The following is a 21,632-nucleotide window of genomic DNA, read 5'->3' as shown; positions in this document are numbered from 1 at the left end:
GGCACGCTGAACGTGCCGCCTTTGGCTGAGAGCGTTACCGCCGCGGCCCCTCCGCCGTCAATGTGACCGAACGGGGCGGCCTCGAGCCGCCCCGTTCTAGTCCCCGTGAATGACGGTTCCGTTTAGACGCTCGTCGGACCGTTCGCCCGGCGCCTGGCCATGTAGGCGTCGAACTCCTCACGGTCCTTGGCACGCTTCAGGTCGTCGACGAAGGACCGGAATTCGCGAGCCTCGTCGTCGAGACGGCGGCGCTCCTGTTCCAGTCGCTCGATCTCGGAGCGACGGTAGTCGTCGAAGGCCGCGTTGCCGCTGCCGCCGAAGGATCCGGTCGCGAAGGGGTTGCCTCCGAAACCCGGGCCGCCGAAGCCGTAGCTCCGAACATTCTCGCCGCCCCGCTCGACGACGCGGCGGAGGTCGGCGAGGCCCGCATAGCCCGTCATCTTCCAGGCGATGTAGGCGGCCGCGAGCGGCCAGAACCAAAAGAAGGTGAACACGATGCCGACGAGTTCCAGCGCGCGCTTGGAACCGCGAGGGCCGGAGCAGGTGGACGTGCCGGGCTGCCAGCCGGCGGAAGCAGTCGTCATGGGAACCTCCAGTGAGCCGACATGTAAATGTCAACAACATTTACATGACCCCGTCCGGGGTGCCTTTCAAGATCGCTGTCAGGACTTTCGTGCCGCACCTGTCGCACCGTGAACGATGGCCAGGATCCCGGCCCGGAGAAGCTCGTGCTTGCCCGGTAGCCCGGCGCCCTTCGGCAGCTGCCCGGCCGCATCCAATGTGGCGATGCCATGCGCCAGAACCCAGACCTCGAGCGCGATGAAGCGCGGGTCGACGCTGCCGAAACCGTCCGGGAAGATGCGGCCCAGCGCCTCGACCAGGAGGTCGAAGGCGCCGCGAGGGCGTCCCCACGGCGAGGGCGGTTCGGTCGAGGTGTCAGGCGGCCGGGCCGCGAACATCGCGGCGTAATAACCGGGCTCCTTCTCGGCGAAGTCGAGATAGGTCTCGCCCATCCGGGTGAAGCGTTCGAGGGGCGTTCCGGATCCGGCCAGCGCTCGCGCCAGTCTCTCGGCGAGCTGGCCATAGCCCCGGAACGCGACCTCGGCGACCAGAGCCTCTCGGCCGCGGAAATGGCGGTAAAGCGCGGCCGGCGTCACGCCGACGAGCTTCGCAGCGTCGACGAGGGTGAAGCCGCCGAGGCCCCGCTCCGCGATGAAGCGCCGCGCCGCCTGGATCAGGGCTTCCTTGAGATTCCCATGGTGATAGCCGCGCCGGTCTCCCGCCGCGTCCGGCTCCTCGGTCGCATCGGGGGCGCCGGCCTCCCGCTGCGACGGCCCGCGCCAACCCCGCACGATCTGACACTCCGAACTCGGACCGGACCATAGCCCGATCTCGCGGCCTGCGCGACGCGTGGGCGAACCGAACCGTTAACGTTTGTGCTCAACACTTCGTAACCATCTGTTCTGCCGACCGTGCTAGGACGGGACTCATGATCCAGCACCCGACTCAGGACGCCGGCTTCGGCGTCTATGTGCACTGGCCCTTCTGCCTGTCGAAATGTCCGTATTGCGACTTCAACAGTCACGTGCGGGCAGGCGGCATCGACGAGAATCGCTATGTCGAGGCCTTTGCCCGCGAGATCGCGCATGCAGGCGAGATGACGCCGGGCCGCACGGTCTCGAGCATCTTTCTCGGTGGCGGCACGCCTTCGCTGATGCAGCCTTCGACGGTCGCCGCGATCCTCGACGCGATCGCGACGACGTGGAGCGTGGCCCGCGGTGCGGAGATCACGCTCGAGGCGAACCCGACCTCGGTCGAGGCGGAGCGGTTCCGGGGCTACCGGGCGGCGGGCGTGAACCGCGTCTCGCTCGGCGTGCAGGCGCTGGACGACGGCGATCTCCGCCGCCTCGGCCGCCTCCACTCCGTCGACGAGGCCATGAAGGCCGTCGACGTGGCCGCCAAGTATTTCGCCCGTTTCTCCTTCGACCTGATCTATGCACGGCCGGACCAGACGCCGGGCGCCTGGAAGCTCGAGTTGCAGCGCGCCATCGCTCGCGCCGCCGAACATCTCTCGCTCTACCAGCTCACCATCGAGCCCGACACGTGGTTCGCCCGCCTGCACGCGGCCGGGAAGCTGATCCTGCCGGACGCGGACGCGGCCCGGATCCTCTACGACGTCACCCAGGAACTCTGCGACAAGGCCGGGATGCCGGCCTACGAGATCTCGAATCACGCCCGGCCCGGCGCCGAGTCGCGTCACAACCTCGTCTATTGGCGCTACGGCGAATATGTCGGCGTCGGTCCCGGCGCCCATGGCCGGGTGATGACGGCCAAGGGCCGGACCGCGACCGCGACCGAACGGGAGCCGGAGAAGTGGCTCGCCCAGGTCGAGCGTACCGGCCACGGCCTCGTCGAGCACACGCTGCTGACGCGCGAAGAGGCCGGCGACGAGTTCCTGCTGATGGGCCTCAGGCTGCGCGAGGGCATCGAGCCGGCCCGCTACCGCACCATCTCCGGTCGGACGCTCGACCACGAGCGCATCTCTGACCTGATGGGCGACGGCCTGATCGCGCACCGGGTCGGGTCGCGGATCGCCGTCACGCCGGCCGGCTTCCCGGTCCTCGACGCCGTCGTGGCCGACCTCGCCGCCTGAGCGGACCGTCTATCCGGCAAGCTCCTCGAGACGGTCGGCCAAGCGGTTGATCTCCCAGGCCCGCGCGAGCGCGGCGGCCTCGCGCCAAGTCGGCACCTGGTCCGGCAGCTTCGGGAGCGGCGCGCCCCGGTCCATCGTGGCGATGCGCTTGTAGAGACGGAGGTCGTCGGCCTGGCTGTCGAACCGGCCGCTCGCTAGGAGCGTCTCCAGCGTCGCGCCCCGTTTCAGGAGGCTCGCCGCCGTCTTTTCGCCGATGCCGCGGGCGCCCGGGATCTTGTCGGACGGGTCGCCCCGGAGCGCGATGAAATCCGGCACCTGGCCGGGCTCGACGCCGTAGCGCTCGCGCACTTCGGCCGGCCCGATCCGGGCCATTTCGCCCGCCCGGACGGGGTGCAGGATGGTGACGGCATCCGAGGCTAGCTGGAACGTGTCCCGGTCTCCGCTCGCGACGAGGGCCGTCCCGCCGCGCGCCTCCTCAGCCGTCGCCGCCGCCGCAAGGAAGTCGTCCGCCTCGTAGCCGGCACCCTTGGCATTCGCGAACCCGCAGGCGGCCACGAATTCCGGCAGGGCATGGAGCTGCTCGATCAGATCGTCGTCGAAGACCCGGCCGCCCTGATAGGCGGGAAAGGCTTCGCTCCGGTAGGTCGGCGCATCCAGCGTATCCCAGCCGACGATGACCGCCCGTGGCGCCTCCTCACCGTGAAGCCTGAGGAGGAAATTGGCGAAGCCGACGATGGCGCCCGCGGCTTTGCCGCCGGCCCGGCGGACCGTCTTAGGCAGGCCGTGATAGGCCCGGTGCGCGAAGGAATCGCCGTCGATGACGAGGAGAGGCCGACTCATGGCCGCGCCCTGGCTTTCCCCGGAGCAGTCCCGTTCACCGCTTCTTGCCGAGCTCCGCCGCGATATCCTTGATCATCAGCCCGGCCTTGCGATGCGCCGTGACGAGCTGGTCGCGGGTGATGCCCCAGCGCTTCATCCAGTATTCCACGGCCTTGCGCTCGGAGAGGTCGAGCCGGTCCTTGTCGATGAAGCCGCGCTTGTCCTTCAGGCCCGCCATGTCACCCTAGCCTTCTTTCGCCAGGACCTTGTCGGCCCTGGCATCCACCGTCTTCTCGTCGGCCTTGGACAGCTTGCCGGCCTTGGCCTGCTGCGCCGCACGCGCCTTCGCGTTACGGGCATGCGCGGCGTCCTCGATCGGGTATTTGTGACCGGGCAGCGCGAACTTGCTATCCGGCAACTCCTCTCGGTCCTTGGCGGTCAGCTTGGCCATCGCACGCTCCTCGTCATCGCATCAACCGCAGACCGGGTCTTCGGTTCTGTCGCCCGGAGCGGCTGGGCTCCGGCGCTCATCCCGTAAGCCGAGGGTGACCCTGTGAAGATCGCGACCTTCAACATCAACAACGTGAACCGCCGGCTGCCGAACCTCCTGGCCTGGCTCGCGGAGGCGAAGCCGGACGTGGCCTGCCTGCAGGAGCTCAAGGCGGAGAGCGGTGACTTCCCGGAGGCCGCCCTCCGGGATGCGGGCTACCGGTCCGTCTGGCGCGGCGAACGGAGCTGGAACGGGGTCGCGATCCTGGCCCGGGGGGTGGAGCCGGTCCTCACCCGGACGGAGCTGCCGGGCGATGCCGGCGACGGTCAGGCCCGCTATGTGGAGGCGGCCGTCCGGGGCGTCATCGTCGCGTCGCTCTACTTGCCGAACGGCAATCCGCAGCCCGGCCCGAAATTCACCTACAAGCTCCGCTGGTTCGAGCGCCTGATCGCGCATGCGGCGACGCTCAGGGAGGCGGGCGTGCCGGTCGTGCTGGCGGGCGACTACAACGTCGTCCCGACTCCGGCCGACATGTATCCGAGCCGCTCCTCTTTCGCGACGAACGCCCTCGTCCAGCCGGAGAGCCGGGCGGCCTTCCGCCGCCTCCTCGACCAGGGCTGGACTGACGCGCTCCGCCACCGGCATCCGACGGGCCCGGTCTACACCTTCTGGGATTACATGCGCGGTGCCTGGGACAAGGACCGCGGCCTGCGGCTCGACCATCTCCTGCTGAGCCCGGACCTGGTGGAGCGGCTCGCGGATGCGGGCGTCGACCGCCACGTGCGGGCGGCCGAGGATGCGAGCGACCATGCGCCCGCGTGGATTCGGTTGAGATGAGGCCGAGGGTCGATGGCCGCCGGGCTCCGGTCGTGACACAGGACGGCGTGGCCGACGGTCGGCGTGGAGGAAGCCGGTGAGAAATTTCGAGACGACGGGCCGATCGCTGGTCGTGGCCCAGCACGGGATGGCGGCGACCTCGCATCCGCTCTCGAGCCTCGTCGCGATCGACGTGCTGCGGGCCGGCGGCAACGCCATGGACGCCGCGGTCGCGGCCTGCGCCGTGCAATGCGTGGTCGAACCGGGCTCGACCGGGGTGGGCGGCGACTGCTTCGCGCTCTACGCGGCCCGAGGCGGGGACGACGTCGTCGCCTATAACGGCTCGGGACGGGCCCCCGCCGCCGCGACGCCGGACTGGTTCCGCGAGAACGGCGTCACCAGCCTGCAGCGGCCCTCGCCGCATTCCGTCACGGTGCCTGGCTCGGTCGAGGCCTGGGAGCGCCTCGTCGCCGACCACGGCACGATGAGCCTCGCCGAGCTTCTCGGCCCCGCGATCGGCTATGCCCGGGACGGCTACCCGCTCGCGCCGCGCGCGTGGCAAGACTGGACGAACCAGGCCGCCCTGCTCGGCCGGGACGAGAATGCGAGCCGGGTCTTCCTGGTGGACGGCAAGGCGCCGCCGATGGGCGCCCTCCATCGCCAGCCCGACCTCGCCGACACGCTCCAGGCCATCGCCGAGGGCGGCGCGCGCGCCTTCTACGAGGGCCGCATCGCCGAGGACATGGTCGGCTATCTGCGCGGGCTCGGCGGGCTGCATACGCTCGACGACTTCGCGGCGACGCGGGGCGAGTATATCCCGCCGATCTCGACCACCTTCCGGGGCTACCGGGTGCATGAATGCCCGCAGAACGGACAGGGCATCATCGCGCTCCTGATCCTGAACATCCTGTCCCGCTTCGAGGCGAAAGGCGACCCGCTCGCGGTCGACCGGCTGCATCTCGAGATCGAGGCGACCCGGCTCGCCTATTCGGTGCGCGACCGCTACCTCGCCGACCACCACGAGATGCCGGTCGACTGGATGCTGTCTGACCCGCTGGCCGACGATCTCGCCTCGCGCATCGATCTCACGCGCGCGCTGCCGGCGATGCCGACGCTCACGGCAGGCTCCCGGCATCGCGACACGGTCTACATCTCGGTGGTCGACAAGGACCGGAACGCGGCGAGCTTCATCAACTCGATCTTCTTCAATTTCGGCGCCGCGCTCGTCAGCCCGAAGACGGGCGTGCTCTTCCACAATCGCGGCGAGAGCTTCGTGCTCGACCCCGATCACCTGAACTGCATCGGGCCGGGCAAGCGCCCGCTCCACACCATCATCCCGGGCCTGATGACGAAGGACGGCCGCACCGTGATGCCCTTCGGCGTGATGGGCGGCCATTACCAGGCGATGGGCCATGCCCATCTCGTCTCGAAGGTCGTCGATTTCGGCCTCGACCTGCAGAGCGCGATCGACCTGCCCCGCGTCTTCCCGCGGCTGGATACCGGCGTCCTCGACGTCGAGGAGCCCCTGCGCGACACGGTCGGACCGGAACTCGCGCGGCGCGGCTTCAACGTCGTGAAGCCTGCCTCCGCGCTCGGCGGGGCCCAGGCGGTCTGGATCGACCACGAGCACGGCACCCTTCTCGGCGCCTCCGATGCCCGCAAGGACGGCTGCGCGCTCGGCTATTGAGGCGCGGCGCCCGCGCGAGGACCTGACCGATGTTCGACCACGCCAAGCTCGAAGCGCTCCGGCGCCGCTACGCGGATGTCTCCGGCGCCGACATCTACGATGCCGGCTTCCGGCGCGCGGCCGATCTCGTCTTCAGCGACGGCGACCGGCGGGCCAAGCCCTATGAGGGCGTGCCGACCCTGCTCGACGCGCCCTACCGGCCGGATGCCGATCTCGCCGGGCTCGACGTCGCGCTGTATGGCGTGCCGCTCGATCTCGGGGTCACCAACCGGCCGGGCGCCCGGTTCGGTCCGCGCGCGGTCCGGACGATCGAGCGGATCGGGCCCTACGAGCATGTGCTGAAGGCCGTCCCGGCCGGCGAGCTCAAGGCGGCCGATATCGGCGACGTCCCCTTCGCGAGCCGGTTCGACCTCGCGGCCTCGCACCAGGATATCGAGCGCTTCGTCGCCCGCATCGTCGCCGCGGGTGTGATCCCGCTCGGCGTCGGCGGCGACCATTCCATGGGCCTGCCGATCCTGCGCGCGGTCGGCCGCGACCGCCCGGTCGGGATGATCCATATCGACGCTCATTGCGACACGAGCGGCTCCTACGAGGGCTGCAAGTTCCACCATGGCGGGCCCTTCCGGCAGGCCGTGCTCGACGGGGTACTCGATCCCGAACGCACGATCCAGATCGGCATCCGGGGCGCGGCCGAGTATCTGTGGGAATTCTCCTACGAGAGCGGCATGACCGTGATCCATGCCGAGGAGGTCTTCGACCTCGGCACGAAGGCCGTGATCGAGCGCGCCCTCGCCGTCGTGGGCGACGGCCCGACCTATCTCAGCTTCGACGTCGACAGCCTGGACCCGGCCTTCGCGCCCGGGACCGGGACGCCGGAGGTCGGCGGTCTTGCCTCGGCCCAGGCGCTCGCGATCGTGCGCGGTCTCGCCGGCATCGACCTCGTCGGCGGCGACGTGGTCGAGATCGCGCCGCAATACGACCCGACCACCAACACGGCTCAGGTCGCCGCCCAGATGCTGTTCCAGATCTTCTGCCTCGCCGCTGCCGCCAAGGCAGGGCGTCGCTCCGGAGCCAAGACATGAGCCTTCTGCAAGACGCCGGTTGCTACGTTCCGCCGCCCGCGGGCCAGGACTGGCGACAGATGGCCCCGGACGCGGCCGGCTTCGATCCGGCAGCTCTGAGCGAAGCGGCCCATCTGGCGGAGACGGCCGAGACGCCCTGGCCGATCGATCTCGAGGCCAAGATCGCGGGCGGCTTCTTCGAGCCCCCGCCCTGGAACGAGATCCTGGGGCCGGTCGCCCCGCGCGGCGCGCCGAACGGCCTCCTCCTGAAAGGCGGCGCGATCGTCGCCCGCTGGGGCGATACGCAGCGGGTCGACATGACCTTCAGCGTCGCGAAGAGCTACCTGTCGTTGCTGGCCGGGATCGCGGTCGGCGACGGGCTGATCGGCGACATCGACGAGCCGGTCGGCGCGCGGGTGCGGGACGGCGGCTTCGAGGGCCACAACGCGCCGATCACCTGGCGCCACCTCCTGACCCAGACATCCGAATGGGAGGGCAGTCTCTTCGGCAAGTCGGACGAGATCGACCGCAACCGGGCGCTTGGACAGGACAATACCGGCCTGCCGCCTCGGAGCACGGAACGGGCGCTCCAGGCGCCCGGCAGCTTCTGGGAATATAACGACGTCCGGGTGAACCGCCTCGCGCTGTCCCTGCTGCGCGTCTTCCGGCGGCCATTGCCGGAGGTCTTCGCCGAGCGGATCATGCAGCCGATCGGCGCTTCGGACAGCTGGCGCTGGGAGGGCTACCGCAACTCCAACGTGGAGGTGGGTGGACGGCCGATGCTGTCCGTCCCGGGCGGCGGCCATTGGGGCGGCGGCGTCTTCATCCATGCCGAGGACCAGGCCCGCATCGCGTTGCTGGCCGGCCGCGACGGGCTCTGGGGCGACCGGCGCATCCTGCCCGAAGGCTGGATGGCGGCCTCGCGCGCACCCACGCGGGTCGAGCCGGGCTACGGCTTCCTCTGGTGGCTCAATAGCGGCCGGGCGAAATATCCCGCGGCCTCGGCCGAGAGCTTCTTCGCGCTCGGCACAGGCGGAAACATCTGCTGGATCGATCCTGAGAACGACCTCGTCGGGGTGACCCGCTGGATCGACCCTGCCCGGATGAACGACTTCATCGCCTCCGTGATGGAGGCCCGGGCCTGATGCTGAGCGGCGCGGCCGGAGGGGAGGAGGCGTGGCGCCTCTGACGCGTCCGCCCGCCGCGGTCTTGCAGGAGCCGGACGGCCGGCCGCCGGACAATCTCGGACGGGCGGTCGGCTACATGCTGCTCGCCGCGGCCGTGCTGCCTGGGATCAACGCCTGCGCCAAATATCTCGGCGAATATTCCGTCATCCAGATCACCTGGGCCCGCTATGCCGGGCATTTCGCCTTCATGATCGTCCTCTTCGCGCCCTCGAACGGTCTCGGCATCCTGAGGTCGTCCCGTCCAAAACTCCAGCTGCTCCGGTCCGCCCTCCATTGCGGCTCGGCCGTCCTGACCATCACGGCTCTGGGCATGGTCTCGCTGCCGACCGTGACGGCGATCAGCTTCCTGTCGCCGCTCATCGTCACGATGCTGGCCCCGATGCTGCTCGGCGAACGCCTGACCCTCGACCGCGCCCTCGCCGTCGCCGTCGGGTTCGCAGCGGCGCTGATCATCGTGCGGCCGGGCTTCGGCGACCAGAACCTCGCCATGGTCCTGCTCTTAGGCAACGCCCTGTGTTCGGCCAATGTGCAGATCCTTTCCCGCCGGCTCGCCGCGCACGACCGGGCGCTGACCTCGAACACCTACATGGTGGTGATCGGCTTCGTGCTGATGTCGCTGCCGCTACCCTTCGTCTGGCGCAATCCGGCCGACATGCAGGACGTAATCGCCTTTCTCCTCATCGGAATCTTCGGCGGAATCGGCCATTATTTCCTGGTGAGCGCCTACGAACAGGCGCCGGCGAGCTTCGTGTCGCCCTTCAACTATGCGCAGATCGTGGCCGCGACGATCCTGGGCTACGTGATCTTCGGCCAGCTGCCCGATCTCTGGACCTGGGTCGGAGCGGCCCTGATCACGGCGAGCGGCATCTACCTTCTGCTGCGCGAGCGGCGGAGGGGGAGGGCCTGACAGCATGCCTCTTGCGACGAGGGCAGGTCGAGCCGCAGACGAGGACAGGTCGGGATGACGGTGATGGACGGCATGGTCCGGGCTGAGGGGCCCGCCCTTGGCCTCGGAGGGCTCGCCGCGGAGGCGCGGCGCGATCTCGCGCGGCTGAACCATCCTGTCGCGAACTGGGTCCTGCCGAAAGCCGCGCCGGATGGCGGGCCGGCGCTCGACGTCCTCGTCGTCGGGGCCGGCATGTGCGGCCAGACCGCCGCCTTCGGACTGCTCCGGGAGGGCATATCGAACGTCCGGGTCATTGACCGCTCCCCGCGTGGGCTCGAGGGACCCTGGGGCACCTTCGCCCGGATGGAGACGCTACGCTCGCCGAAACACCTGACCGGGCCGGATCTCGGCATTCCGTCGCTCACCTTCCGGGCCTGGTACGAGGCGCAGCATGGCGAAGTCGGCTGGCGCGACCTCTACAAGATCCACAGGCTGGACTGGCTGCGCTATCTCGGCTGGGTCCGGGAAACGGCCGCGCTCCCGGTCGAGAACGAAACCGAGCTTCTCGGCCTCGCGCCGGCCGGCGACCTCGTCCGGGCCGACATCCAAGGACCCGCCGGGATGGAGATCGTCCATGCCCGCAAGGTGGTGCTCGCCTGCGGCCGCGAGGGCTCCGGCGGCCGCCGTGGTCTGGGTTTCGGGGAGGTCGGGCAGGGGCGCCTGTTCCATTCGGCGGAGGAGATCGATTTCGCGCGCTTCGCCGGCAGACGCATGGCCGTCCTTGGCGCTTCCGCCTCCGCTTTCGACAATGCCGCCGTCGCGCTCGAGGCGGGCGTGGCTGACGTGACCCTGTTCGTGCGGCGCTCGCACCTGCCGCAGGTGAACAAGTCGAAATGGGCCTCCTTCCCGGGTTTTTTGCGTGGCTACGCGTCCCTCGACGACCGGAGCCGCTGGGCCTTCACGACCTACATGTTCGGCGAGGGCACCCCGCCGCCGCACGAATCCGTGCTGCGCTGCGAACGCCATCCGGGCTTCCGCATCCGCTTCGGCGAGGGCTGGACCGGCGTCACGGAGGAGCCGGACGGCACGCTCGCGATCGAGACGGCCACGGGCCGCTATCCCGTCGAGGCCGCGATCGTTGCGACGGGTTTCGACATCGACCTCGTCCAGCGGCACGAACTCGGGACCTTCCGGCCGCACATCCTCCTCTGGGAAGACCGCGTCTCGCCCGAGGCGGCGCAGCGAAACCCGGAGGCGGCGCGCTTTCCCTATCTCGGTGACGGCATGCAGATGCTGGAGCGGGAGCCCGGCGCGATGCCGCGGGTCAATGCCCTGCATGTCTTCAACTGGGGCGCCACGATGAGCCACGGCGCGCTCGCGGGGGATATCCCGGGCCTCGGGATCGGGGCGACGCGCCTTGCCCAGGCGATCGTGCGCGACCTCTTCGTCGAGGATGCCGAGCGGCACGCCCTCGCCATGCGGGCGCATGAGGACGACGAGCTGAAGCCGACCCCCTATCACCTTCCCCGGCCGCGCACGGCCGGGGAGGGCCGACCCTAGCCGAGCTTCGCGCCCACGGCCTTTTCGAGGATGGCCCAGGTCTCCTCGCCGTACTTGCCCTTCCACTCCGCGTAGAAGCCAGCCTTGCGGAGCGCGTCGCGGAAGCTGTCCGGCTGCGTCTCGTTGATCGTCATGCCCTTGGCGGCGAGCTCCTGGCGGAGGCCGGCGTTGAGCTTCTCGACGTCGGCGCGCTCGTTCATGCCGGCCTCGTTCAGATTCTTCTCGGCGATGGCCCGAAGGTCGTCCGGCAGGCGCTCCCAGGCGCGCCGGTTCGCCAGGAACCAGAAGCCGTCCCACATGTGGTTCGTGACCGAGAGATACTTCTGAACCTCGAACAGTTTCGCGGTCGAGATGATGGCGAGCGGGTTCTCCTGGCCGTCGACGATTTTCGTCTGCAGGGCGGTATAGACCTCGGCGAAGTTGATGCTGGCCGGGGCCGCGTCGAAGGCCTTGAACATCGAGGTCCAGAGCGGGCTCACCGGCACCCGGAGCTTCACGCCCTTGAGATCGGCGGCGTTCTGGATCGGCTTGTTCGAGGTCGTGATCTGGCGGAAGCCGTTGTCCCAGATCTTCTCCATCGCGACGATGCCGGATTTCGCGATCTGGCCCCGCACATAGGTTCCGAGTTCGCCGTCCATCGCCTTCCAGACCGAGGCGTAATCCGGAAAGGCGAAGCCGATGCCGCTGACCGATGCATTCGGCACGAGTGTCGACAGAATCAGGGGCGAGAGCGTGAAGAACTCGACCCCGCCCGAGCGGAGCTGGCTCAGCACGTCGGTGTCCGAGCCGAGCTGGTTGTTCGGGAAGATCTGGATGTCGAGCCGGCCGCCGGATTCCTGCTTGATCTTGGCGACGGCTTCCTGCGCTCGCGTGTTCATCGGATGCGCGACCGGCAGGTTATTCGCGTATTTGTAGGTGAATTGCGCCGCCTGGCCCCGCGCGCCCGACCCGCCCAGAATGGCCGCGGATGCAGTTCCGGCCAGCACCGATCGACGTGACAATCCCATGACGCTCGCTCCCGATATGCCGAGCTCGCGCGTTGGCGGAACGGCTCTCTGTTGTCGGGCTTGCTTGCCCCGCACCGAGCCCGATTGCAAGGGATCGCGCCTGGTGGCTCACCTTTGGGCGGCCACAGCACGGAATTCGCTTAACCTCTCGTTGACTCTCCTCCGCGAGGGTGCCGGCTTCATTTCGGAGAGGGGTCACCATGGCGGACGAGATCGGGGTTGCGGGTCATCGGGTGCGGTCGTTCGTGGAGCGGATCGAGCAGCTCGAGCTCGAGATGGCCGAGCTGAACGAGGGCAAGAAGGAGGTCTTCTCCGAAGCCAAGGGCGAGGGTTTCGACGTCAAGATCCTGCGCGAGATCATCAAGCTCCGGAAGCTCGACAAGGACGAGCGAGACGAACAGGAGACGCTGCTCGACGTCTATATGCGGGCCATGGAAACCGCAGAGCCGGAGCCGGTCGCGAAGGCCGCCTGAACGCTGCATCAGCCGAGCGGGTCGCGACCTCGCGGCCCGAACCTTCCGTCGTGAGTTCCGGGGACGCGCCGTCCGGCGCCGTCTCCGGTTGTGCCGCCCCTTGCGGGGCGCTTCGCTTCGCGAGCCCCGGTTCGAGCGAACCCCGCCTACTCGCGCGGCACGTTCCGATCGAGTTCGGCGAGCCAGATCTCGGCATTGCCGTCCGAGGGTGCCCTCCAGTCGCCGCGGGGCGAGAGCGAGCCGCCGGCCGCGACTTTGGGGCCGTTCGGCAGGGCCGACCGCTTGAATTGAGCGAAGCCGAAGAAGCGCCGCAGGAACACCTCAAGCCAGCGCCGGATGCCGGCGAGGTCGTATTCGCGCCGGCGCTCCGCCGGAAATCCCGGCGGCCAGGCGCCCGCCGTGACGTCGCCCCAGGCCCGCTCGGCCAGGAAGGCGATCTTCGACGGCCGCATCCCGTAGCGGAGCGTGTAGAACAGGTTGAAATCCTGCAATTCGTAGGGGCCGATCGCGGCCTCCGTGCTCTGCGGCGGCATGCCGGCCGCGACCGGGATCAACTCCGGCGAGATCTCGGCCGACACGATGGCCCGCAGGGTCTCGTCCACTTCCTCCTCGAACTGTCCGGAGGCCGCCTCCCAGCGGATCAGGTGCTGGATCAGGGTCTTGGGCACGCCGGCATTGACGTTGTAATGGCTCATCTGGTCGCCGACGCCGTAGGTGCACCAGCCGAGCGCCAGTTCCGACAGGTCGCCCGTGCCGATGACGATGCCGCCATGGCGGTTCGCGAGGCGGAACAGGTAATCCGTGCGCAGGCCCGCCTGCACGTTCTCGTAGGTCGTGTCGTAGACCGGTTCCCCCCGCCCGGCGGGGTGATCGAGGCCTTGGAGCATGAGCTCCGCGCTCGGCCTGATGTCGAGCTCGTGCGCGGAGACGCCGAGCGCCGCCATGAGCCGGTGCGCGTACCCCTTGCTCTCCGCTCCCGTGCCGAAACCCGGCATGGTGTAGGCCAGGATGTCGGTCCGGGGCAGGCCGAGCCGGTCGAAGGCCTTGGCCGTGACGATGAGCGCGTGCGTCGAATCGAGCCCGCCCGAGACGCCGATCGTGACCCGCTTGGTCCCGGTCGCCTGGAGCCGCTGCTCGAGCCCCGCAACCTGGATCTCGTAGGCCTCGTAGCAATCCTCGGCGAGGCGGGCCGGATCGGCCGGCACGAAGGGAAACCGCTCGATGGGCCGCTCGAACCCGACGTCGCCGGGCGGCGGGTCGAGCCGGAACTGGATATGCCGATAGGCGCGCTCGCCCGGCTGGGCGCGCCGGTTGTCGTCGAATGTGCCCATCGAGGCCCGTTCCAGGCGGAGCAGGTCGAGATCGACATCCGCGACCGTGATCACCTCGCCCGGCGCGAAGCGGTCGCCTTCCGCCAGGAGGACGCCTGCCTCGTAGATCGTGGTCTGGCCGTCCCAGGCGAGGTCGGTCGTGGATTCGCCCGCACCTCCGGCCGCATAGGCGTAGGCGGCGAGGTAGCGCATCGCATGCGACTGGCAGAGGAGGGAGCGCGACCGGGCGCGCCCGATTGTGATCGGGCTGCCGGAAAGGTTCACGAGCACGGTCGCGCCGGCGAGCGCGGCATCGGCCCCCGGAGGCGAGGGGATCCACATGTCCTCGCAAATCTCGACACCGAGGACGAGGCCCGCAACGTCCCCTGCCGCGAAAAGGAGGTCCGTGCCGAACGGCGCCGTGAGCGCGCCGACCTGGGCGTCACCCTCGGGCGCGCCCCGTCCGGAGGCGAAATGGCGAGCCTCGTAGAATTCGCGGTAGGTCGGCAGGTAGATTTTCGGGATGATGCCGAGAAGCCGGCCGCGATGGATCACGCAGGCCGTGTTGTAGATACGGGCGCCGTGCCGGAGCGGCGCGCCGACGACGAGCAACGTCATAAGGTCGGCGGAGGCTGCGACCACGGCCTCGATGGCCTTCTCGACCGCATCGAGCAACGTGTCCTGGAGGAGCAGGTCCTCGATCGCGTAGCCGGACAGGCCGAGTTCGGGAAAGACCGCGACCGCGACCGCGCGCTCGTGGCAGCGCCGAGCCGCGTCGATCACGGCTTTCGCATTCGCGCCCGGATCCGCGACGTGAGATCGCGTCACGCAGGACGCGATCCGGGCGAAGCCGTGGCGGTAGATGGACCGGAAGGACAGGTTCGCGCGCTCGCTCATGCCCCCTTATCGGATACGGGACGGCTCCGTCCCAAGCGGTTTCTGCGCGCGTCAGCCCGGACGGGGCTCGCGATCAGGCCTCGTCGACCGCGCGCTCCAGGAGGCGCAGCCCTTCGGCTGCAAAGAGGCGCATGTTTCGAGCCCGGTCATCCAGGCCGGTTTCCAGCGTGAGCACCTTCGCGACCGGGCCTGCCACCGCGAAACAGGCATGTCCGGAGGCGTCGCCGTAGCGGTTGCCGGACGGCCCGGTGGCACCCGTCTCGGACAGGGACCAGATCGCCCCGAACCGCTCCCGCGTCTCGCGGGCGAGGAGGGTCGCATAGGGCTCCGAAGCGGACCGGATGCCGGCCATCCGGTCCGGCGTGATCCCGAGAAGGACCTCACGGGCGGTCGCCGTGTAGACGACGGCCCCCCCGAGAAAATAGCGGGAGGCCCCAGGAATCGCGAGGAGCGCGGCGGCGATCAGCCCGCCGGCGGAGGATTCCGAGATGGCGACGGTCTCGCGTCGGCCATCGAGCCGCTTGGCCACACGCTCGGCGATCTCGATCAGGTCGTTCATGGCCCGTCGATCTCGCAATTCGGCCGGCAGAACAACCGATCCAGAGTTGCTGGATTCGCGTCAGCGCAGGACCACAACGCGAGTGCCCACCCGGACGCGCTCGTACAGGTCGACCACGTCTTCGTTCAGCATCCGGATGCAGCCGGACGAGACGGCCTGGCCGATCGTATGCGGCTCGTTCGAGCCGTGGATCCGGTACAGGCTGCCGCCGAGATACAGGGCTCGGGCGCCGAGCGGGTTGCCCTCCCCGCCCACCATGTGCCGGGGCAGGTCGGGGCGGCGGCGGAGCATCGCGGCCGGCGGCGTCCAGGCCGGCCACACCGCCTTGCGGGTGATCGTCTGCACGCCGCCCCAGGCGAAGCCGGGCCGGCCGACGCCGATCCCATATCGCACCGCCTGTCCGCCCGACAGCACGAAGTAGAGGCGCCGCTCCGCCGTGGAGACGATGATGGTGCCGGGCGCGTGACCTCCCGGGAAGCCCACGATCTCGCGCGGGATGGCGGCACCGGCGGGCGCGGCGGTCTCGTCCTGCTCCTCGCCGAAAAACAGGCCGAAGGGGTCGGACCCGTCCGTCCGGAGGCGGGCCTCGGCCGACCCGAATGCGGTGAGGGATGACAGCAGGGCAGCCGCGGCGAGGCCGAGGATGCGGGCGGTGAGCTTGGAACGGACCGGCATGATGATCTCCCTCGGGCTCTTCGCGAACCGCTTCGGGGAGCCGTGTAGGATCGCCGCCTTTTTGGCCTGATGTCGTCCGCCGAGCAGAATGGTTACGGGCGCGACACCAAGCACCGCTTCGAAGAAACGTGCGTCTTGGAATCCGCCGCCGGACTCCCGATCTCGACTGGAATGGCTTCGCGACCGCCCCGTTCCCTTCGCCTTGCCGGAACGGGCCGTGCCATGCGGGTTAAGAGCGCTCTCCGGTGAGCCTGGTCGACGACTGGCTGGTGATGCCGCCCGGGCGGGTCAACCACGTGGCCTTCGGCACCTTCTGCCACATCGCCGTCGCCCTGCGCGACACCCGGCTTCGGCGCTGGGCGGGTCCGTTCGACTGGATCTTCTCCTCGCCGGGCCTGATCGCGGATTGCCTCGAGGACGATTTCGCGACCCTGCTCGATCCGGGCCAGCTCCGGAGCGTGCCGGAGGCGGAGCTCACCTTCGGCGCCAAGAGGCAATGCCGGCACCCGCTCTACGAGGAGCGACACGGGCTGCCGCCGCTCTTCAACCACCACGATCCGGCCCTCGTCCCGGCCGATGCCGCGGCCTTGCACCGGTCGGTCCGGCGTCTTCGGCTCGCGCTCGGCACCACGCGCCGGAACGCACTCTACATGATGAGCGAGACGCGACGGGACGAGCGCGACATCGAGAGGTTGGCCGCGCTGATGGCGCCGTTGCCGTCGCGAAACGAACTCGTCATCCTGACCACCAGCGTCGCGCCCGGGCGGAGCCGGACCGAAAGGCGGCACGATCTCGGCAATGTGGCGGTGAGGGAGGTCGAACTCGGCCTTGCGACCGCATCGCTCGGGATCGCCTATCCCGACCCTGCCGACGATGCCGATCTTCGGGAGGTCCTGGGCGCCGTGGCCCGAGAAGCGGCGGTCCGCCTCAATGAGTCCAGGGGCCCGTCCGGTTGAACTTGAAATTGTCCGAATAGGACATCGTCCGCCGCGCGCCCTCGTGCGGCTCCTCGACCCGATAGGCGATGCCTTCCCGCTCGGCATAGGCGACCGCCTCCTCCCTCGTGTCGAAGCGGAGCTTGAGCTGCTGGCGCGTGTCGCCTGAACTCGTCCAACCCATCAGGGGCTCGATCTCGCGGGCGCTGTCGGAGTCGAATTCGAGAAGCCAGAGCTTGGTCCGGGCGAGGCCGGACTGCGTCGCGCCTTTCGCAGGCTTGTAGATGCGGGCGGGCATGGGGCGGCGGCTCTGCTCGTGCGGGTTCGACCTGGTCGGGGCGGCAGGATTCGAACCTGCGACCCTCTGGTCCCAAACCAGATGCGCTACCAGACTGCGCTACACCCCGACAGGTGGTGGCTTGTAGAGCAAGGGTTTCGCGGCGGGAAGGCCGGCAGGCGATGTCGGCGTGCGAGGTCCGGATGGCACTTCGCGCCGCATGGGGCTAAGACGGCCCTGTTGCAACGACGATGGGTTCGACATGGCCAGCGACGACCCCGAACCGCCGCGGCGCGCGCCCGATCCGATCGAGATCCCGCTGCCCGGCGACGGTCCCTTCCAATTGCCGATCTGCACCGACCTGAAGGAGATCGCACTCGGCGAGAGCCTCGCCGTGCTGCGGTTCGAGACCCTCGACGGGAAGCGCGTGGACATCCCCGTTCCGATCGGAATGCTGGTCGAGATCGGCGAAGCCGCGGACGAGGCCCTGATGCACGCCGTGAAGGCCCGGGACGGCACGAGCGTCCAGTAGGCGTCATGGCGATACGGCGGGCGAAAAAGCCCGGCCGCGCGAGGCGAGCCGGGCCGAAGTTTCAAGCCGGGAGGGATAGGCTTGGTCAGAGAACAACCGGGACGCGCATTCCCGGTTCAATGTGACAGCTTCTTCGTGCGATGGGAGACCCATCAGGAAACCAGGTACAGGCGCGTTCCCGGCTTCGCCGCATGGCAAGACGCTTGGAGATGGGCCGACTGAGCGGAGCGCCCTCCGCATTGACCCGGCCCGTTGCTTGCGGGAACGTGCGGCCGGCCCGAGATGCGGGCCCTCCGGAGTGCGGTCGTCCATGTCGCGGAAATCCCTCGTCCTCGCCGCAGCCCTGACATTCGTCGCAGGAGCGTCCAGCGCGCAGCAACTTGTCCCATCGCCGACCCTCGACGCCATCAAGGCGCGGGGTCATCTCGAATGCGGGGTCCATCTCGGGCTGCCCGGCTTCTCCTTCGCCAACGACAAGGGCGAATGGTCGGGGATCGACGTCGATTACTGCCGGGCGCTGGCGGCCGCGATCCTGGGCGATGCCGGCAAGGTGAAGTTCACGCCGACCTCGGTGCAGCAGCGCTGGCCGGTGCTGCAATCCGGCCAAGTCGACATCCTGTCCCGGAACACGACGATCACCTTCTCGCGGAACGCCACGCTCGGGGTGAATTTCCAGGGCATCAACTTCTACGAAGGACAGACCTTCGTGGTCCGCAAGGGCAGCGCGGCGACCCCGAAGGATCTCGACGGCGCCTCCGTCTGCGTCGCGGCGGGCTCGACCGAGGAGAAGACCGCGGCCGACTGGTTCAAGGAGCGCAACCTCAAGATCTCGATCATCAACTTCCAGAAGAACGACGACGCCATCGCGGCCTATGATGCCGGCCGCTGCGACGCCTACACGGCCGGCCTCGGCGCGCTCGCCGGGCAGCGCATCAAGCTGAAGAAGCCGGACGACAACATCGTCATGACGGAGACGATCTCGAACGACCCGCAGGGACCGACGACGCGCTACGGCGACGAGCGCTTCCAGCTCGTGGTGCGCTGGGTCCTGAACGGGATGATCGCGGCCGAGGCGCTCGGGGTCACGTCGAAGAACGTGGACGAGATGAAGGCGAAGTCGACCTCCGCCGAGGTCCGCCGGATGCTCGGCGCCGAGGGCGGTTTCGGCCAGATGGTCGGGCTCTCCAACGACTGGATCTACAACGCCATCAAGCAGGTCGGAAATTACGGCGAGAGCTACGAGCGCACGGTCGGGATGGGCTCGCCCCTGAAACTCGCCCGCGGCAAGAACGAGCTCTGGGTCAAGGGCGGCGCGCTCTTCACCCCGCCCTTCCAGTAGGGCTCGCAGAACGGCCAAGTTGCTGCCGTCTGCTTCCCCTCTGGTGAGGGCCGAGTCGCGCGAAGCGCGGACTGGGGAGGGGCCGCCCCCCTCCGTCAGGCGCAACGCGCCTGCCACCTCCCTCTGCGGGAGAGGAGACCGGGCGACGTGACCCTCTCCGCCGCTCTCCGGGACCGCAAGGTGCGAGACGTCATCGCCCAGGTGGCGGTCGCGGGCTCGCTCGTGGCTCTGCTCGTCTTCTTCGTCCGCAACGCGTCCGAGAACATGGTCAAGGCCGGCATCGCGTCCGGCTTCGACTTCCTGTGGCGCGATGCCGGGATCGACATCCCCTTCCAACTGACGGGCTATACGGCCTCGTCCTCGATCCTCGGCCTCCTCTGGGTCGCGATCGTGAACACGCTCCTCGTCTCCGTCGTGTCGATCGTGGCCGCGACCCTGCTCGGCTTCCTGATCGGGGTCGCCCGGCTCTCGCGCAACCCGATGCTGTCCGGGATCGCGGGCGCCTATGTCGAGCTATCCCGCAACATCCCGCTGCTGTTCTTCGTGCTGATCTGGTATTTCGGCGTCATCGCCTCCTTGCCGGCCCCGCGCGCGTCGCTGTCGATCTTCGGGATCGCCTTCCTCAACAATCGCGGCTTGACGATCCCGCTGCCGAACGAGGCGGCCGGGTTCAGGATCGCCTGGCTCGTGCTGCTCCTCGGCATCGGGGCGCAGGTTGCGCTGGCCTGGCTGTCCCGGCGACGGCAGGCCCACACCGGCCGACCGCTGCCGCTCGGGCTCGGCGCCCTGGTGATGATCCTCGGCCTGCCCGCCGCGGCCTTCGCCGTCGCAGGCTTCGGGACGACCTGGGACGTGCCGGCGCTCCGGGGCTTCAACTACCGGGGCGGCTTCGTCCTGGTGCCGGAATTCGTGGCCCTCTTCGCCGCGCTCTCGACCTACACGGCCGCTTTCGTGGCCGAGATCGTGCGAGCCGGCATCCTGGCCGTCCCGAAGGGCCAGATCGAGGCCGCGAAGGCGCTCGGCCTCACGCCCGGTCAGACCCTCCGACTCGTCACCATCCCGCAGGCTCTCCGCGTGATGGTGCCGCCGATGACGAGCCAGTATTTGAACATCATCAAGAACTCCTCCTTCGGGGCCGCGATCGCCTATCCGGATGTCGTCAGCCTGTTCATGGGCTCGGTCCTGAACAATACCGGACAGGCGATCGAGATCATCGCGATCACGCTCGGGCTATATCTCTCGATCAGCCTCGCGGTCTCGGCCTTCATGAACTGGTACAATGCCCGCATCGCCCTGGTGACGCGGTGAGCCAGGGCCTCGTTCCGGTCGGCGGCGCCACGGCCGAGATCGCCTCGGACGGCACGCTCACCATGCTGCCCGGTGCTGGCCAAGGTCCGGCTGCGCCGGCCGGACGGCGCCGACGGCTCGCGAAAAGCCTGTTCGGCACCCCGATCGACGCCGCGATCACGCTTGCCTGCGCCGTGTTCCTGGTCGCGATCGCCGTGCCTTTGCTGCGCTGGCTTGTGCTGGATGCGACCTTCGTCGGCACGACGCGCGAGGATTGCGTGGCGCCCGGCGCCTGCTGGGTCTTCATCCGGGCCCGGTTCTCGCAATTCATGTACGGCTTCTATCCACCGGCCGAGCGCTGGCGCGTGGACGTCGCCGGGCTCGTCCTGGTCGCCGGCACCGTCCTTCTGGCCTGGCCGGGGGTGCCGCGGAAGCGCCTCCTCGCGACGATCGCCGTCCTCCTGGGGCCGCCGCTCGGGATCTGGCTCCTCTACGGCGGGCTCGGGCTCCGCATCGTCGAGACCCGCGACTGGGGCGGGCTGATGCTCACCGTCTTCTTGTCCGTCTATGCCGCCCTGATCGCCCTTCCCCTCGGCATCCTGCTGGCGCTCGGGCGCCAGTCGCGCCTGCCCGTGATCCGGCTCATCGCCACGATCTTCATCGAGTTCTGGCGCGGCGTCCCGATCATCGCGGTGATCTTCCTCGCCTCACTCCTTCTGCCACTGATCCTGCCGAACGGGGCCGGGATCGACCGGCTCGCCCGGGCCGTGATCGGCCTCGGGCTCTGCATCGCGGCCTACATGGCCGAGGCGGTCCGGGGCGGGCTGCAGGCCATCCCGCCCGGCCAGGCGGAAGCCGCGTCAGCCCTCGGCCTCGGATATTGGCGCCTGACCGGGCTCATCGTCTTGCCGCAGGCTCTCCGCATTTCCCTTCCGGCCCTCACGAACGAATTCATCGCGCTAGTGAAGAACACTTCGCTCGTCCTGATCGTCTCGATCCTCGACCTCCTCGGGATCGCTCAGGCAGCGCTTGCCGATCCCGCCTGGGTCGGCAAGACCTGGGAGGCCTATGCCTTCGCCGGTCTCCTCTACTGGCTCGGCTGTTTCGGGCTATCGCGCTGGAGCCTTTCGATCGAGCGCAGAGGGGTGCGGCACCGGTGAGCTTCGGCGCGCCAGGACGGCG

The 21,632-nt window shown here is 69.0% G+C and carries 23 protein-coding genes and 1 tRNA gene; 13 read left to right on the top strand and 11 right to left on the bottom strand.

Annotation, left to right across the window (positions count from 1 at the left end):
• Window positions 1-122: 122 nt before the first annotated feature.
• Window positions 123-584, bottom strand: coding sequence for a DUF2852 domain-containing protein (locus tag ACFE87_RS07445; protein WP_375458994.1), 462 nt, complete (start codon window positions 582-584; stop codon window positions 123-125).
• 78 nt (window positions 585-662) lie between these two features.
• The gene (locus ACFE87_RS07440; RefSeq protein WP_375458993.1) at window positions 663-1,352 is read right to left on the bottom strand and encodes a TetR/AcrR family transcriptional regulator; all 690 of its coding nucleotides are present in this window, start codon (window positions 1,350-1,352) and stop codon (window positions 663-665) included.
• Between the two features lie 137 nt (window positions 1,353-1,489).
• Here ACFE87_RS07440 and hemW point away from each other — a divergent pair, with 137 nt between their 5' ends.
• Complete coding sequence (gene hemW / locus ACFE87_RS07435) at window positions 1,490-2,653, top strand: radical SAM family heme chaperone HemW (protein ID WP_375458992.1); 1,164 nt, start codon at window positions 1,490-1,492, stop codon at window positions 2,651-2,653.
• A 9-nt stretch (window positions 2,654-2,662) separates the two neighbouring features.
• Here the strand turns inward: hemW and ACFE87_RS07430 are convergent, their stop codons facing one another.
• The 3 genes from ACFE87_RS07430 to ACFE87_RS07420 are packed head-to-tail and all read right to left on the bottom strand — an operon-like array spanning window position 2,663 to window position 3,923.
• Window positions 2,663-3,493 (bottom strand): 5'-3' exonuclease H3TH domain-containing protein, encoded by an 831-nt coding sequence (locus tag ACFE87_RS07430; protein ID WP_375458991.1) that lies wholly within the window; start codon window positions 3,491-3,493, stop codon window positions 2,663-2,665.
• Window positions 3,494-3,527: 34 nt separating this feature from the next.
• Window positions 3,528-3,710 carry a DUF3606 domain-containing protein gene (locus ACFE87_RS07425; protein ID WP_375458990.1) on the bottom strand — a complete coding sequence of 61 codons (183 nt, stop codon included), beginning with the start codon at window positions 3,708-3,710 and terminating at the stop codon, window positions 3,528-3,530.
• 6 nt (window positions 3,711-3,716) lie between these two features.
• Window positions 3,717-3,923 carry a DUF6582 domain-containing protein gene (locus tag ACFE87_RS07420; protein ID WP_375458989.1) on the bottom strand — a complete coding sequence of 69 codons (207 nt, stop codon included), beginning with the start codon at window positions 3,921-3,923 and terminating at the stop codon, window positions 3,717-3,719.
• Between the two features lie 102 nt (window positions 3,924-4,025).
• On the opposite strand from ACFE87_RS07420, the gene ACFE87_RS07415 reads away from it, so the two are divergent.
• From ACFE87_RS07415 to ACFE87_RS07390, 6 genes are all read left to right on the top strand, one after another.
• Window positions 4,026-4,799: an exodeoxyribonuclease III gene (locus tag ACFE87_RS07415; RefSeq protein WP_375458988.1), complete on the top strand. Its 774-nt coding sequence runs from the start codon at window positions 4,026-4,028 to the stop codon at window positions 4,797-4,799.
• A 76-nt stretch (window positions 4,800-4,875) separates the two neighbouring features.
• Window positions 4,876-6,465, top strand: a complete 1,590-nt coding sequence (locus ACFE87_RS07410) for a gamma-glutamyltransferase family protein (RefSeq protein WP_375458987.1) — start codon at window positions 4,876-4,878, stop codon at window positions 6,463-6,465.
• Between the two features lie 29 nt (window positions 6,466-6,494).
• Entirely contained in the window at window positions 6,495-7,547 is a 1,053-nt protein-coding gene (speB, locus tag ACFE87_RS07405) for an agmatinase (RefSeq protein WP_375458986.1), read from the top strand.
• The gene (locus ACFE87_RS07400; RefSeq protein WP_375458985.1) at window positions 7,544-8,671 is read left to right on the top strand and encodes a serine hydrolase domain-containing protein; all 1,128 of its coding nucleotides are present in this window, start codon (window positions 7,544-7,546) and stop codon (window positions 8,669-8,671) included. Before speB ends, ACFE87_RS07400 begins: the two co-directional genes overlap by 4 nt.
• 31 nt (window positions 8,672-8,702) lie before the next feature.
• Window positions 8,703-9,620: a DMT family transporter gene (locus ACFE87_RS07395; RefSeq protein WP_375458984.1), complete on the top strand. Its 918-nt coding sequence runs from the start codon at window positions 8,703-8,705 to the stop codon at window positions 9,618-9,620.
• Between the two features lie 54 nt (window positions 9,621-9,674).
• On the top strand, window positions 9,675-11,159 hold the full coding sequence (locus ACFE87_RS07390; RefSeq protein WP_375458983.1) for an NAD(P)-binding domain-containing protein: 1,485 nt from the start codon (window positions 9,675-9,677) through the stop codon (window positions 11,157-11,159).
• On the opposite strand, the gene ACFE87_RS07385 is transcribed toward ACFE87_RS07390, so the two are convergent.
• On the bottom strand, window positions 11,156-12,166 hold the full coding sequence (locus tag ACFE87_RS07385; RefSeq protein ID WP_375458982.1) for a TRAP transporter substrate-binding protein: 1,011 nt from the start codon (window positions 12,164-12,166) through the stop codon (window positions 11,156-11,158). The two genes, ACFE87_RS07390 and ACFE87_RS07385, sit on opposite strands and share 4 nt — an antisense overlap.
• 200 nt (window positions 12,167-12,366) lie before the next feature.
• Between ACFE87_RS07385 and ACFE87_RS07380 the strand changes: the two genes are divergently transcribed.
• Window positions 12,367-12,639: a DUF2312 domain-containing protein gene (locus ACFE87_RS07380; protein ID WP_375458981.1), complete on the top strand. Its 273-nt coding sequence runs from the start codon at window positions 12,367-12,369 to the stop codon at window positions 12,637-12,639.
• 146 nt (window positions 12,640-12,785) lie between these two features.
• Here the strand turns inward: ACFE87_RS07380 and ACFE87_RS07375 are convergent, their stop codons facing one another.
• From ACFE87_RS07375 to ACFE87_RS07365, 3 genes are all read right to left on the bottom strand, one after another.
• Window positions 12,786-14,828: an NAD(+) synthase gene (locus ACFE87_RS07375; RefSeq protein WP_375459052.1), complete on the bottom strand. Its 2,043-nt coding sequence runs from the start codon at window positions 14,826-14,828 to the stop codon at window positions 12,786-12,788.
• Window positions 14,829-14,919: 91 nt separating this feature from the next.
• Complete coding sequence (locus ACFE87_RS07370) at window positions 14,920-15,405, bottom strand: CinA family protein (RefSeq protein ID WP_375458980.1); 486 nt, start codon at window positions 15,403-15,405, stop codon at window positions 14,920-14,922.
• 60 nt (window positions 15,406-15,465) lie between these two features.
• Window positions 15,466-16,080, bottom strand: a complete 615-nt coding sequence (locus ACFE87_RS07365; protein ID WP_375458979.1) for a L,D-transpeptidase — start codon at window positions 16,078-16,080, stop codon at window positions 15,466-15,468.
• Between the two features lie 245 nt (window positions 16,081-16,325).
• On the opposite strand from ACFE87_RS07365, the gene ACFE87_RS07360 reads away from it, so the two are divergent.
• Window positions 16,326-17,036: a hypothetical protein gene (locus ACFE87_RS07360; protein ID WP_375458978.1), complete on the top strand. Its 711-nt coding sequence runs from the start codon at window positions 16,326-16,328 to the stop codon at window positions 17,034-17,036.
• Here the strand turns inward: ACFE87_RS07360 and ACFE87_RS07355 are convergent.
• A complete protein-coding gene (locus ACFE87_RS07355; protein ID WP_375458977.1) occupies window positions 17,008-17,313 on the bottom strand; it encodes an ETC complex I subunit in 306 nt (101 codons plus the stop codon). The two genes, ACFE87_RS07360 and ACFE87_RS07355, sit on opposite strands and share 29 nt — an antisense overlap.
• Window positions 17,314-17,345: 32 nt before the next feature.
• Window positions 17,346-17,422 (bottom strand) — tRNA-Pro (locus ACFE87_RS07350).
• A 132-nt stretch (window positions 17,423-17,554) separates the two neighbouring features.
• On the opposite strand from ACFE87_RS07350, the gene ACFE87_RS07345 reads away from it, so the two are divergent.
• From ACFE87_RS07345 to ACFE87_RS07330, 4 genes are all read left to right on the top strand, one after another.
• Window positions 17,555-17,824, top strand: coding sequence for a hypothetical protein (locus tag ACFE87_RS07345; RefSeq protein WP_375458976.1), 270 nt, complete (start codon window positions 17,555-17,557; stop codon window positions 17,822-17,824).
• Window positions 17,825-18,134: 310 nt separating this feature from the next.
• Window positions 18,135-19,163: an amino acid ABC transporter substrate-binding protein gene (locus ACFE87_RS07340; protein ID WP_375458975.1), complete on the top strand. Its 1,029-nt coding sequence runs from the start codon at window positions 18,135-18,137 to the stop codon at window positions 19,161-19,163.
• A gap of 147 nt (window positions 19,164-19,310) precedes the next feature.
• Window positions 19,311-20,471 (top strand): amino acid ABC transporter permease, encoded by a 1,161-nt coding sequence (locus tag ACFE87_RS07335; RefSeq protein WP_375458974.1) that lies wholly within the window; start codon window positions 19,311-19,313, stop codon window positions 20,469-20,471.
• The gene (locus ACFE87_RS07330; protein WP_375458973.1) at window positions 20,468-21,610 is read left to right on the top strand and encodes an amino acid ABC transporter permease; all 1,143 of its coding nucleotides are present in this window, start codon (window positions 20,468-20,470) and stop codon (window positions 21,608-21,610) included. Before ACFE87_RS07335 ends, ACFE87_RS07330 begins: the two co-directional genes overlap by 4 nt.
• Window positions 21,611-21,632: the final 22 nt, after the last annotated feature.

This window comes from uncultured Enterovirga sp. (genome assembly GCF_964242715.1).
GTDB lineage: Bacteria > Pseudomonadota > Alphaproteobacteria > Rhizobiales > Beijerinckiaceae > Enterovirga.
Note: the sequence above shows the minus strand (reverse complement) of the source record. Positions and strands in the feature narration are given on the sequence as shown.